Genomic DNA, 13,277 nt, shown 5'->3' on the forward strand with positions numbered 1-13,277 from the left:
GTGTCCCTGTCGATATTTACGTCCGCCATGCAGACCCTACGAAATAATAGGCCATACGAGCTAATCGGCCATAAGAAACAATAAATTATGAGAAAATAAATTATGTGAAAATGGATTATGTAAAAATAGACTGTTTAAAAACAGACTATGCCAATATAGCGTAAAAAAAGCAGTCAGCGTACGACATGCTCTGGCGTGTAGGCATGCTATAGCGTGGCGATTGCGCCACGCATCAGGCGTGTACTGCCTAATATAGCGGGAAGCTGGAAGGGGAAAAACCCCGCCTTAACGGTTTTGTAACGAAAATGCGGGGTAGGTCCAGAGGTTGATGAGAGCCATTGGTGAGTAGGGTAAGGGAAATCAGGCTAGCTCAACATCCCCTTGTAACTGGCAACTGCAGGCCAACACATAGCCGTTTGCAATGTCTTCTGGCGTCAACGTCATGGTGCTGCTGGTGGTGTAGTGGCCGCTGAGAATTCGCGTCTTACAGCTACCGCATACGCCAGCACGACAGGCGGCATTCACCGGTAACTGGTGACTTTCCAATGCCGCCAGCAGGCTGATGCCGATTGGAACTTTCACTTGCTGTAATGAATGGCGAATCGTCATCGTGAGTTGTTCGCCGTCATCATCCACCGCCATATCCGGGGCACCGAACTGCTCTTTAAAAATACGTTCCCGTGGCACACCGGCCTGTAAACAGAACGTTTCTACCTGCTGCATATACGGCTGAGGACCGCAGGTCATCACGGTGCGGCGGGTGATATCAGGTACCTGTTGCAGCAGGACTGATTCAGTCAGTCGCCCGCTGAGGAAACCGGCTTTTGCCTGTTGCTCTGCCATCAGCGTGAGGTGCAGTTGCTGCGGGTAACGCTGACAGAGCGTTTGCCACTCCGAAGCAAAAATCACGTGTTGCGGGTCGCGGACGTTGAAGATGACCTGAATGTCGGTGTGTGGGCGATTCGCCAGCAGCCAGCGTGTCATCGACATAATCGGCGTGACACCACAACCAGCAGCCAGCATCAGGTAACGGTCACTGACGGCGTGGGTGCAGGTGAATTCGCCTTGTGCGTCGGAGATCCACAAATAATCACCGGGTTTTACCTGCTCTGTCAGCCAGCGTGAACCAACGCCGTTTTCCAGCCGCCGTACGGTGAACGTGATAAAGGGACTGACTCCCGGTGACGAAGACAAGGTATAGGCACGCAGCGTTTCGCTACTGTTGGCGATGCTGACCAGTGCGTACTGGCCGGGTTGCCAGGGATAAAAATCGTGGCTAATCAGCGAAATCGTCCAGACATCCGGCGTTTCCTGATGAAGAGAGTGCACCTGCATGCGGTTAGGGCATTGCGGGGTAGGCATAGTCATGGGGTGTCTCCATAACAGCCTTCCGCCGGGTTGCAGCGGAAGGCAAAGGTCAACAAACCGATCAGGCAGTGAGGATATCGTTCAGGTCTTGCTCAACGGTCGTGATAGAGCGCATACCGAATTTCTCGTTCAGGATGGCCAGCAGCGACGGTGTCAGGAAGCCCGGTGCGGTAGGGCCGGTGTAGATATTTTTCACACCCAGCGCCAACAGTGTCAGCAGGATGACAATCGCTTTCTGCTCGAACCATGACAGCACCAGACTCAGTGGCAAATCGTTGACGCCGCAACCCAGTTTTTCCGCCAGATTGACCGCCAGCATGATGGCGGAGTAGGCGTCGTTACACTGACCGACATCCAGCAGACGCGGCAAGCCTTCCAGTGTACCGAAATCCAGCTTGTTGAAACGGTATTTACCACACGCCAGCGTCATGATCAGGCAGTCTTGCGGTACGCTACGGGCGAAATCGGTGTAGTAGCTACGTTCGGTACGGCTGCCGTCGCAACCACCAACCAAAAAGACATGGCGCAGTTTTTTGCTGGCGACCAGATCAATCACCGTATCTGCCGCATTCAGCAGCGTCTGGCGGCCAAACCCGACGGTAATCAGGTGTTCAATCTCACTGTACGGGAATCCCGGCAGTTGCTGTGCCTGGGCGATGACGGCGCTGAAATCATCCCCTTCGAGGTGCTGAGCGCCCGGCCAGCCGACGATACTACGAGTCCAGATACGGTCGGTATACTGGCCTACGTTAGGGTCGATGATGCAGTTGGAGGTCATCAGGATCGGGCCGGGGAATTTGGCGAATTCGGTTTGCTGGTTCTGCCAGCCGCTGCCGTAATTACCGACCAGATGGGAGAATTTTTTCAATTCCGGGTAACCGTGCGCTGGCAGCATTTCACCGTGGGTATAAATATTGATGCCGGTCCCTTCGGTTTGTTCCAGCAGCATGCGCAGGTCTTTCAGGTCGTGGCCGGAGATCAGGATGGCTTTGCCTGCCACCGGACGGACGTTAACCTGAGTCGGTTGCGGATGACCGTAGGCGGAGGTTTCACCCTGATCCAGAATCGCCATCACGTTGAAGTTCATTTTGCCGATAGCCATTGCATTGCCGAGCAGCGTATCGACATCGGTAGGCGCGGTGCCAAGCCAGGCCATAAACGCATGGTAGTCGGCGTATAAGGCGTCATCATGCTGCCCCAGTACGTGGGCGTGTTCCATGTAGGCCGCCGCGCCTTTCAGGCCATACAAGCACAGCATGCGCAGCCCGTGGATATCGTCGCCAATCGCGGCTTTATCTTTGTTCAGCGCGAACTCGGCAGACTGCTGTAACAGGGTCGGGATGTCGTCGCCCGCCAGTTGCAGTTCCGCCATCGGGTGGTCGACGGTAACACTGGCGTCTTTCAGACGGCAACGGGTTGCCAGACCTTCGCGCAGGCTAATGGCTTCGCGGGCATAACCGATGATGCGCGGCGAGTCAAAGTTTACATTGGTCAGGGTAGAGAAGAAGGCGCGAGGAGCAAAGCTGTCGATGTCGTGATCGATAATGCCCAGCGCGCGTGCCTGCAACGCCCAGGCCGATAATCCCTGCAGAACAGCGACCAGCAGGTCTTGCAGGTCAGAGGTTTCGGCGGTTTTACCGCACATGCCTTGCGCGTAGGCGCAGCCGTTGCTGGCCGGGGTTCGGATGGTCTGTTCACATTGCACACAATACATGATGGCTTCCTTTATTAAAGTTGCATTTATAATGCCTGTTATGAGAATAGAACGGTTGCGGGTGCCTAAAAAGGCTTTTTATATGCAATTTAAGGTGAACTTGATTTAGCGCAATTTTTACTTGTGGATGAAAATCACTCGCATCTGTGGGCCATTTTTATGCGTCGCGAGGCAGATCCGAGGCATAGGGCTTGACCCTGTTGTGCTTTTATCGTCATGCTCATCAGGAAAGCACAGCACTGGAGGCACGGATGTATCTGGAAAGAGTCGAGATTGTTGGATTCCGGGGCATTAACCGACTGTCGCTAACACTGGATGAGAATACGGTTCTGATCGGTGAAAACGCCTGGGGAAAGTCCAGCCTGTTGGATGCACTTTCGCTGTTGCTGACACCGTCGCCGCCGCTTTATCACTTCGATCTGCAGGATTTTCATTTTACACCCGGCGATGAAACCAGCCGGGAACGTCACCTGCAAGTGATCTTTACGTTCTGTGAATCTGCCCCAGGTCACCACCTGGCTCCCCGTTACCGCTCGCTGTCACCGGTCTGGATTAAAGGTGAAGGACGATTGCACCGTATTTTTTATCGTCTGGAAGGGGAAATGGATGAAAGTCAGGCGATTTTTACCTGGCGTAGCTTTCTGGACGCCAATGGACAGGCGTTGGTGCTGGAGAATATCGACTGGCTGGCCAGCGAGATAGTCCGATTGCACCCGGTGTTGCGACTGCGCGACGCCCGTTTTATCCGCCGCTTTCGTACCGGTACATTGATGCCGCAAGTCGATGATAATGAGCTGCTATCACGCCAGTTCGAAACCCTGGTGCGAGAATTGGCGCAGAATCCCAATCGGCTGACGAATCAGGAACTGCGTCAGGGGTTGGTGGCGATGCGCCAACTGGTGGAGCACTATTTTTCTGAGCAGGGTGCTGACCCGAATGACCGGCGTCACCATCGTCATGCGCGAGCCGGTAATGGCCGGGCCTGGCGCTCGCTGGATAACATCAACCGCATGATTTCCGGCTCGCACAATCGCAGCCGCCGCATTATTTTACTGGAGCTGTTTTCTACGTTGTTGCAGGCCAAAGGTTCCGCCGTGCTAGACCCGCACGCCAGACCTCTGTTGTTGATAGAAGACCCGGAAACCCGCTTACATCCGATCATGCTGTCGGTAGCGTGGGGGCTGCTGACGCAATTGCCATTACAGAAAATCACCACTACGAATTCCGGCGAGCTGCTGTCACTGGTGCCAGTAGAGCAGGTGTGTCGTCTGGTGCGCGAGTCGGCGAAGGTGGCGACCTATCGTATCGGTCGGCAGGGGATGACGCAGGAAGACAGCCGCCGTATTACCTTCCATATTCGGTTTAATCGCCCAACGTCGCTGTTTGCGCGCTGTTGGTTGCTGGTAGAAGGCGAAACCGAGGTCTGGATGCTTAGCGAACTGGCACGCCAGTGCGGGCACCATTTTGAAGCGGAAGGGGTACGCGTCATCGAATTTGCGCAGGCAGGGCTAAAACCGCTATTGAAATTCGCCTACCGCATGGGTATCGAATGGCATGTGTTGGTGGATGGTGATGACGCCGGGAAAAAATACGCGGCTACCGTTCGCAGCCTGTTGCAGTCGCAGGGGGAATCAGAGCGCGATCACCTGACGATGTTGCCCGCGCTGGATATGGAACATTTCATGTACCGTAATGGGTTTAGTCAGGTTTATCACCGGGTGGCGCAATTACCGGAACCGGTGCCGTTGTCAGCGGCTAAAATCATTACCAAGGCAATCCACCGGACGTCGAAGCCGGATCTGGCGATTGAGGTAGCGATCGAGGCTGCAACGCTTGGGGAATCGGCAATCCCGCCGTTGATTCGCAGCATGTTTTCACGGGTGTTATGGCTGGCGCGCGGACGGGCGGATTAAGAGCCTATCCGTAGTAGGCTAAGAATACCGGCCGCCCGACGGCGGCCGGTATTGGAGTCGTTTGACCTGGTCACAGGAATTAAAGGAGAAAGACCGGAAAGCGTAAGGTGAGCATTCAGGCGACCGTTTCACCGGCGACCGGTACGATCAGACTGGCGTGATTTCCTTTCGGTCCCTGGTGCACGGTAAATTGCACGACTTGACCTGCTTTTAGCGTCCTGTAGCCGTCCATCTGAATGGTTGAATAGTGGGCGAAAATATCTTCACCACCGCTTTCGGGGCAAATAAAGCCAAAGCCTTTGGCGTTATTGAACCATTTAACAGTACCTGTCTCCATGCATCTTCATCCTTCGCTAGAGTGTTCTCTAAGGTGAGGTTATTGGGTTAAGGCAAACCGAATTGATTAAAACAGCATCAATCCAACTCTACACTCTATTGAAATCGCCTTTGCCGTCAAGCGCCCGGTTCGGACACGTTGCAGCAGGTTTGTGAAAATTTGATGCAGGTAACGCTATCGACAGGTTTTATTGCCGTTAATATCAGGAAGGGAGTTTGTGGGGCCAGAGCGATTTTGAGCAGGCGGTGATACAATAAAAATCAGGTATGCTGTTGTAATGACAGCCAGCGATTAAGTATCAGAACTGATTTTGGGTAGAAGATGGGAAATCATAGCACTGGGCCACAGACCGACGACCTGACTAAAGAGCATTATACTGAAGCCTTGCAACCGCCATCGATGTATAAAGTGATACTTAACAATGACGATTACACGCCGATGGAATTTGTTATTGACGTTCTGCAAAAGTTCTTTTCTTATGATATTGAACGTGCAACGCAACTGATGCTTACGGTTCACTATCAGGGCAAGGCTATCTGCGGTGTGTATAGCGCCGAAGTGGCTGAAACCAAGGTAGCGCAAGTGAACCGCTATGCCAGGGAGAACGAGCATCCGTTGCTCTGTACGCTGGAAAAGGCCTGAATAGGGCAATTTATTGGGGGAGGTGCCTATGCTCAATCAAGAACTGGAACTCAGTCTCAACATGGCTTTCGCCAGAGCGCGTGAGCACCGGCATGAGTTTATGACCGTGGAGCATCTGTTGCTGGCGCTGCTCAGTAACCCCTCCGCACGAGAGGCCCTGGAGGCCTGTACTGTCGATCTGACGGTTCTGCGTCAGGAACTGGAAACCTTTATCGAACAAACCACGCCTACGCTGCCACAAAACGATGAAGAGCGTGATACACAACCCACACTTAGCTTTCAGCGCGTGCTGCAACGTGCTGTGTTCCACGTGCAGTCGTCGGGGCGCAGTGAGGTGTCGGGTGCCAACGTTCTGGTCGCCATCTTCAGTGAGCAGGAGTCACAGGCCGCCTATCTGCTGCGTAAACACGACGTCAGCCGATTGGATGTAGTGAATTTCATTTCCCATGGTACGCGCAAAGAAGAGTCCGGCCCGGCTGCAAATCCGGAGAATCCGGTTAACGAAGAACAGGCTGGCGGGGAGGAGCGTATGGAAAACTTCACTACAAATCTCAACCAGCTTGCCCGAGTGGGTGGCATCGACCCGTTGATTGGCCGTGACAGCGAGTTGGAGCGCACCATTCAGGTATTGTGCCGCCGTCGTAAAAACAACCCTTTGTTGGTCGGCGAATCCGGTGTGGGGAAAACCGCCATCGCTGAGGGGCTTGCCTGGCGCATTGTGCAGGGTGACGTACCGGAAGTCATGGCTGGCTGCACGATTTACTCGCTGGATATTGGCTCGTTACTGGCCGGTACCAAATACCGTGGTGACTTTGAGAAGCGCTTTAAATCGCTGCTCAAACAACTGGAGCAGGATCAGAGCAGCATCCTGTTTATCGATGAAATCCATACCATTATCGGGGCTGGTGCGGCGTCCGGTGGTCAGGTGGATGCGGCTAATTTGATTAAACCGTTGCTGTCTAGCGGCAAGATTCGCGTGGTAGGTTCCACCACTTATCAGGAATTCAGCAATATCTTTGAAAAGGATCGTGCGCTGGCCCGCCGCTTCCAGAAGATCGATATCACTGAGCCGAGTGTGGAAGAAACGGTACAGATCATTAACGGTCTGAAGACGAAATACGAAGCGCACCATGATGTGCGGTATACCGCTAAAGCGATTCGCGCCGCAGTAGATCTGGCGGTGAAATACATCAACGATCGTCATTTGCCGGATAAGGCCATCGACGTTATCGATGAAGCGGGCGCGCGCTGCCGTCTGTTGCCAGCCAGCAAACGCAAGAAAACCGTCAATGTGGCGGATATTGAATCGGTGGTTGCCCGTATCGCCCGTATTCCGGAGAAAACGGTCTCCGCCAGTGATCGTGATGTGCTGCGTAGTCTGAGTGACCGCCTGAAAATGCTGGTCTTTGGACAGGATAAAGCTATCGAAGCGCTGACTGAAGCCATCAAGATGAGCCGTGCCGGGCTGGGTCATGAGCGTAAACCTGTTGGGTCGTTCCTGTTCGCCGGGCCTACGGGGGTGGGGAAAACCGAAGTCACGGTGCAACTGGCGAAAGCGCTGGATATCGAGTTGTTACGCTTCGATATGTCGGAGTACATGGAACGTCATACGGTCAGTCGCCTGATTGGTGCTCCTCCGGGTTATGTCGGTTACGATCAGGGCGGTTTGCTGACCGACGCGGTCATCAAACACCCGCATTCGGTATTGTTGCTTGATGAAATCGAGAAGGCGCACCCGGATGTATTCAACCTGCTGTTGCAGGTGATGGATAACGGGACGCTGACTGATAACAATGGCCGCAAAGCGGATTTCCGTAACGTGATCGTTGTGATGACCACTAATGCCGGGGTGCGTGAAACCCAGCGTAAGTCGATTGGCCTCATCCAGCAGGATAACAGCAGCGATGCGATGGAAGAGATTAAGAAGGTCTTTACGCCGGAATTCCGCAACCGTCTCGATGGCATCATCTGGTTCAACCATTTGTCGGCAGAGGTGATCCAGCAGGTTGTCGACAAGTTCATCGTCGAACTGCAGGCACAACTGGATGCCAAAGGTGTGTCGCTGGAAGTCAGTGAAGAAGCACGTAACTGGCTGGCAGAGAAAGGCTACGACAAAGCGATGGGTGCCCGGCCGATGGCGCGAGTCATTCAGGAAAACCTCAAGAAACCGTTGGCGAATGAGTTACTGTTTGGCTCGTTGGTGGACGGCGGCTCTGTGAAGGTGGAACTGGATAACGCGGCCCAGCAGCTGACTTACCGTTTCCTGAGCGCCCAGAAAAGCAAGGCGGAAGGTGCGGTTCACTGAGTGGGTTTAACGGAGTGTGTGGCTGTGAGGTAAGCACACTCCTCAAACCAAATAGGTTTCACACCGATATACAACACCTCGAACGAAAATAGAAAGGGCATCGACAGATGCCCTTTTTCATGACGGTATGACCGTCTTTGTGTGCCCACGGGCACCCGAGTCGTTTGAATTAATAGGTGGGTAAGTAACGTGCCGCCTTAAAATGCAAACGCCCTCGCCAGAGGCAAGGGCAGAAAGGTAAACATACCGGCTATCGCTTCAGACGATAGTGCGGTTGTTAACGGCTACGGAAGACAATGCGGCCTTTGCTCAGGTCGTACGGGGTCAGTTCCACAGTCACTTTGTCACCCGTCAGGATGCGGATATAGTTTTTACGCATTTTACCGGAGATATGAGCGGTAACCACGTGCCCGTTTTCCAGCTCAACGCGGAACATGGTGTTGGGCAGCGTATCCAGCACGGTGCCTTGCATTTCAATATTGTCTTCTTTGGCCATCGAGTCCTCTAGGTGTAATTACCTTAGTTTTTAACCGGCAAGATAATGCCGAAAAACCCTCATTATGTAAAGGCGCGTGAGTAGCCGCCGTTCATTTATCGCCCGGCGATGTCGCCCAGACAAGCGGAGAAGGCAGTGATTGCGGGTGCCAGCATCCGTCGCGTAAGACCTTATGTTGCAACTGTTGCAGCCAGTGCAGAAACTCGCGTCTGGGGATATCTGTCGCCCCCAGAGAGGCTGTGTGGTCGTTAAGTACCTGACAGTCAATCAATTGGCCGCCATGATGCACAAAGTGCTGCAGAAACGTCGTCAGAGCGTATTTGGAGGCATTGTCCGCCCGGCTAAACATGGATTCGCCACAAAACAGCGCACCCTGAGCGATGCCGTATAACCCTCCCACCAGATGTTCGCCGTGCCAGACCTCAACCGAATGGGCTACACCTGCCGAATGCAACTGGCAATAAGTGCGAATAATCTCTTCGCCAATCCAGGTCCCTTCCTCTCGTTCGCTGGAACAGGCGGAGATCACGGCCTCAAACGCCTGATTGAGTGTGACGCGATAATCGGCGCGGCGCATGAATTTTCGCATGCTACGACTGAGGTGGAATTGCGCCGGAAACAGCACCGCCCGTGGGTCAGGGCACCACCATAGAATGGGGTCGTCCTGAGAAAACCACGGGAAAATGCCTTGCCGATAGGCACTTAATACCCGCTCGGGCGACAAGTCGCCGCCGTAAGCCAGCAGACCGTTAGGGTCGCGCAGTGCCGTTTGCGGGTCGGGGAACTGCAGTGAGAACGGGGACAGTTCACACAGTAACATGTTCACCTCAGCCTACAGGTGTTGATGAAATTGCCAGTAGCGCCCCTGTAACGCCATCAGGCTGTGATGTGACCCCTGTTCTACCAGTGTTCCGCCATCCATAACGAACAACCTGTCCATACTTTCCAGCCCATTGAGGCGGTGGGTAATAACGATCAGGGTTTTACCGAGACAGTGTTGTCGTAACAGTTGCAGTATACGCTGTTCGGTCTCAGCATCGAGCCCTTCAGTAGGTTCATCCAATAATATTAAAGGAGCCGGGTGGAGCAAGGCTCTCGCCACACCGATACGACGTTGTTCGCCGCCGGATAGTTGACGTCCCCCTTCACCCAGCCAGGCGTTGAGCCCCTGGTCATCCAGCAGTTTTTCCAGCCCGACTTGTGTGAGTACGGCGCTGAGCTGCTCGTCGCTGGCAGATGGTGCCGCCAGACGCAGGTTTTCCCGCAATGTCGCACTGAAAATATGCACCCGTTGTGGCACTACGCTCATGGCATCGCGCAATGTCGATTCCGGCCATGCGGCAAGCGGCGTGTCATTCAGGCGAATTTCGCCAGTGTTGCAATCCCATGCACGGGTCAGTAACTGCAACAAGGTCGATTTACCACAGCCTGTGCGACCAAGCAGAGCGACATGCTCGCCCGGTGTCAGCGTGAGCGACACGCCGCTTAGCGCCGGTTGGCTTTGTTCCGGGTAGGTAAAACTCACGTTATCCACCGTAAGCTGAACCTGTTTTACCTGCTCAGGCCCCTGGGTGGGGAAAGTGACCGATGGGCGTAATGTCAGTAACTGGTTGACTCGTGTGGCGGAGGCCACCACATGACCGATGTGTTGAAATGCACCTGCCACAGGGGCGAGTGTTTCGAATGCGGCAAGGGCGGTAAACACAAATAACGCAATGAGCGCTCCCGGCTGACTATCCCCCCCTACGCCGCCAGCAGCCAGCCATAACAGCAGGGTGGCGGTCAGGCCGCTGGCCGCAATCAGGATAGCTTGCGACAGTGCACTGAGTCCGGCTTGTTGGCGTTGTCGTTCAAACCAGCGCAGTTCCAGCATTTCCAACTGCTGACGAAAATGTGTCAACGCGCCGAAGACAGCCAGTTCTGCCTGCCCCTGAATCCAGGTCGTCAGTTGTACCCGGTAATGCGCACGCAACATGGTCAGATCAGCGCCGATAGGTTGCCCGGCACGATAAAAAACTAGCGGTAGCACCACCAGCAACGCCAGCATGATGGCTGCCAGCGTCAACGCCAGCGAGGTATCAAGAAAGCTGAGCCCATAGGCCAGCGCCACAATCACCACCAGTGCACTGATCAGCGGTGAAATGACACGCAGGTAGAGATGGTCCAGTGTATCCACGTCCGCTACCAGCCGGTTGAGCAGTTCTGCCTGGCGAAAACGAACCAACCCACCAGGTGACAACGGCAGAATGCGGCTAAAGGTGAACACCCTAAGATGCAGCAAAACGCGGAAAGTCGCATCGTGGCTTACCAGTCGCTCAAAGTAACGGCTGACGGTACGCAGGATGGCCGCGCCACGTACACCCGCCGCGGGCAGCATATAGTTGAACGTGGCTAATCCGGCCAGTCCAGCCAGCGCTGACGCGGCCAGAAACCAACCTGACAGTGTTAACAGACCGATACTGGCGAGCAACGTAAGAATCGCCAGTATGATGCCCAGTCCGAGCCGAAAAAAATGGCGGCGATACAACGCCAAAAAGGGTTTAAGTACCTGTATTACGCGAATTTTTTCCATCTTACAGTTCCCCCCGGCGGTGTGTCAGTAGCGTGGCGAAGGGGCCGGCTACCTGACTCAGCGTGAGGTAATCGCCTTGCTGGACTAACTGCCCATCGACCATGACCCAGACGGCGTCGTAGTCGCGAATTTCGCTGAGCTGGTGTGTCACCAGCAGTGTAGTCTGCGAACGTGAGGCATCGTTTAGCGCACTCATCACCCGTTGCTCACTGTGTGCATCCAGACTGGCGGAAGGCTCATCTAACAGCAGCAATCGACATGAATGAAGCAGCGCACGCGCCAGCGCGACCCGCTGTGCCTGACCGACCGATAGTCGGGCAGCACCATCGCCCAGTGGCGTGTCCAGACCTTGCGGTAACTGCGGCAAAAATTCGTGGACATAAGCGCGCTCAAGCGCCTGTTGCAGCGCCTGCTCCGAGGCATCCGGCCGTCCCAGCAACACATTCTGGCGTAAAGTCGATTCGGGCAAATGCGGATTTTGTCCCACCCAACTCAGGTGTTGTCGCCATGAGGTGGGCGATAGGGTGTGCAATTCTTCACCGTTGACAGTGATTGAGCCGCGATACGGCAGGAAACCTAGCAGCAGATTCAGCAGCGAGCTTTTCCCGGCACCACTCGGGCCGACCAGTGCGACGCGTTGACCGGCTTCCAGCCTGAAGCTCAGCGGTCCTGCCAGCGTCTTGCCTTCAGGCGACAAGATAATGAGTTCATCGGCGATAAGCGTGACAGGGATATCACTGTGAAAAAGGTGCGTACCGATTCCGGTTTCTTCGCTGGCGGCCATCATAAAGCGGTGTAACGCTTCTGCGGCACCAATCGCCTGCGCTTTGGCATGGTAGAAGGTGCCAAGGTCGCGTAACGGTTGAAAGAATTCCGGTGCCAGAATCAGTACCAGGAAACCGGCAAACAAGGTGACTCCGGTACCGTAACTGCCGAAATGTAATTCGCCAAGGTAGGAAAAACCAAAATAGACGGCGACTACCGCGATGGAAATGGAAGCGAAAAACTCCAGCACGCCGGAAGAGAGGAAGGCCATACGCAGCACTTCCATGGTCCGGCTGCGAAACTGCTCAGATGCCTGACGAATCTGTTCGACCTCTGCTTCGCCGCGATGGAACAGGCGCAGCGTGTCCAGACCGCGTAATCGATCAAGAAAGTTACCGCTCAGTCTGGCCAGTGCCTGAAAATTGCGCCGGTTAGCGTCGGCTGCACCCATACCGACCATCGCCATGAACAACGGGATCAACGGCGCGGTTGTCAGCAGGATTAATCCTGCCGCCCAGTTCACCGGAAACACAACAATCAGTATCAGTACCGGGATGATCACGGCCAGATACATTTGCGGCAGGTAGCGGGCATAGTAATCATGCATGTCGTCGACCTGCTCCAGGATCAGCGTCGCCCAACTTCCCGCCGGTTTGCCTTGAATCCAGGCAGGCCCCAGTTGCTGCAGGCGATCCAATACCTGCTGACGGATATGCTGGCGAATGGTTTGTCCGCAGCGAAAACCAACACGCTCACGTACCCAACTGACTAAGGCGCGTAATACGAAAGTGGCCACCAGTAGCAGAAATGTCATCACTACGTGATTTCGCGGCGTATGGTCGATAATCAGCGCGTGCAGCAGTGATGCCAATAGCCATGCCTGCGCCATAATCAGCAGGCCGCTTACCATGCCCAGCAGGAGAGACAGTCGTAGCCAGCGATGTGCCAGGCGGCTTTGCTGTTTCAGCCAGTGGGTCAGTTCTCGTTGTCGGGTGTCTTTCATCAGGTGCAGGTCGGTTCCAGTTGCTACATGAAAATAACGCTTACGTAGCCGTTACTTAACACAATCATGTGTGTAATGGCTGTTGTGGCGTCATGTTACCTCGGTGTTGGGGTTGTGCAAATGAAAAGCCGATGCCGGGGTGGGGGAGCGATCAATTTTTAT

At 54.5% G+C, this 13,277-nt stretch carries 10 protein-coding genes; 3 read left to right on the top strand and 7 right to left on the bottom strand.

Annotated features, from left to right (window positions below):
* Positions 1–360 precede the first annotated feature (360 nt).
* On the bottom strand, positions 361–1,368 hold the full coding sequence (hcr, locus tag LF929_RS08990; protein ID WP_038904599.1) for an NADH oxidoreductase: 1,008 nt from the start codon (positions 1,366–1,368) through the stop codon (positions 361–363).
* Positions 1,369–1,429: 61 nt separating this feature from the next.
* Positions 1,430–3,082, bottom strand: a complete 1,653-nt coding sequence (hcp, locus tag LF929_RS08995; protein ID WP_012884973.1) for a hydroxylamine reductase — start codon at positions 3,080–3,082, stop codon at positions 1,430–1,432.
* Positions 3,083–3,333: 251 nt separating this feature from the next.
* On the opposite strand from hcp, the gene LF929_RS09000 reads away from it, so the two are divergent.
* Complete coding sequence (locus tag LF929_RS09000) at positions 3,334–4,995, top strand: ATP-dependent endonuclease (RefSeq protein ID WP_038904598.1); 1,662 nt, start codon at positions 3,334–3,336, stop codon at positions 4,993–4,995.
* Between the two features lie 115 nt (positions 4,996–5,110).
* Here LF929_RS09000 and cspD read toward each other — a convergent pair whose 3' ends face one another.
* Entirely contained in the window at positions 5,111–5,332 is a 222-nt protein-coding gene (gene cspD / locus LF929_RS09005) for a cold shock-like protein CspD (RefSeq protein WP_012770072.1), read from the bottom strand.
* A gap of 321 nt (positions 5,333–5,653) precedes the next feature.
* Here cspD and clpS point away from each other — a divergent pair, with 321 nt between their 5' ends.
* The gene (clpS, locus tag LF929_RS09010) at positions 5,654–5,974 is read left to right on the top strand and encodes an ATP-dependent Clp protease adapter ClpS (RefSeq protein ID WP_012884971.1); all 321 of its coding nucleotides are present in this window, start codon (positions 5,654–5,656) and stop codon (positions 5,972–5,974) included.
* A gap of 28 nt (positions 5,975–6,002) precedes the next feature.
* Positions 6,003–8,279, top strand: coding sequence for an ATP-dependent Clp protease ATP-binding subunit ClpA (gene clpA / locus LF929_RS09015; RefSeq protein WP_038908197.1), 2,277 nt, complete (start codon positions 6,003–6,005; stop codon positions 8,277–8,279).
* Positions 8,280–8,556: 277 nt separating this feature from the next.
* Here the strand turns inward: clpA and infA are convergent, their stop codons facing one another.
* From infA to cydD, 4 genes are all read right to left on the bottom strand, one after another.
* Positions 8,557–8,775, bottom strand: coding sequence for a translation initiation factor IF-1 (infA, locus tag LF929_RS09020; RefSeq protein WP_002211347.1), 219 nt, complete (start codon positions 8,773–8,775; stop codon positions 8,557–8,559).
* Between the two features lie 91 nt (positions 8,776–8,866).
* Positions 8,867–9,595: a leucyl/phenylalanyl-tRNA--protein transferase gene (aat, locus tag LF929_RS09025; protein WP_038908196.1), complete on the bottom strand. Its 729-nt coding sequence runs from the start codon at positions 9,593–9,595 to the stop codon at positions 8,867–8,869.
* Positions 9,596–9,607: 12 nt separating this feature from the next.
* Positions 9,608–11,329 carry a cysteine/glutathione ABC transporter ATP-binding protein/permease CydC gene (gene cydC / locus LF929_RS09030; protein WP_210175808.1) on the bottom strand — a complete coding sequence of 574 codons (1,722 nt, stop codon included), beginning with the start codon at positions 11,327–11,329 and terminating at the stop codon, positions 9,608–9,610.
* A 19-nt stretch (positions 11,330–11,348) separates the two neighbouring features.
* Positions 11,349–13,115 (bottom strand): cysteine/glutathione ABC transporter permease/ATP-binding protein CydD, encoded by a 1,767-nt coding sequence (gene cydD, locus LF929_RS09035; RefSeq protein ID WP_226093577.1) that lies wholly within the window; start codon positions 13,113–13,115, stop codon positions 11,349–11,351.
* Positions 13,116–13,277 lie beyond the last annotated feature (162 nt).

The sequence above is a fragment of the Dickeya oryzae genome, assembly GCF_020406815.2.
In the GTDB taxonomy this organism is placed as follows: domain Bacteria; phylum Pseudomonadota; class Gammaproteobacteria; order Enterobacterales; family Enterobacteriaceae; genus Dickeya; species Dickeya oryzae.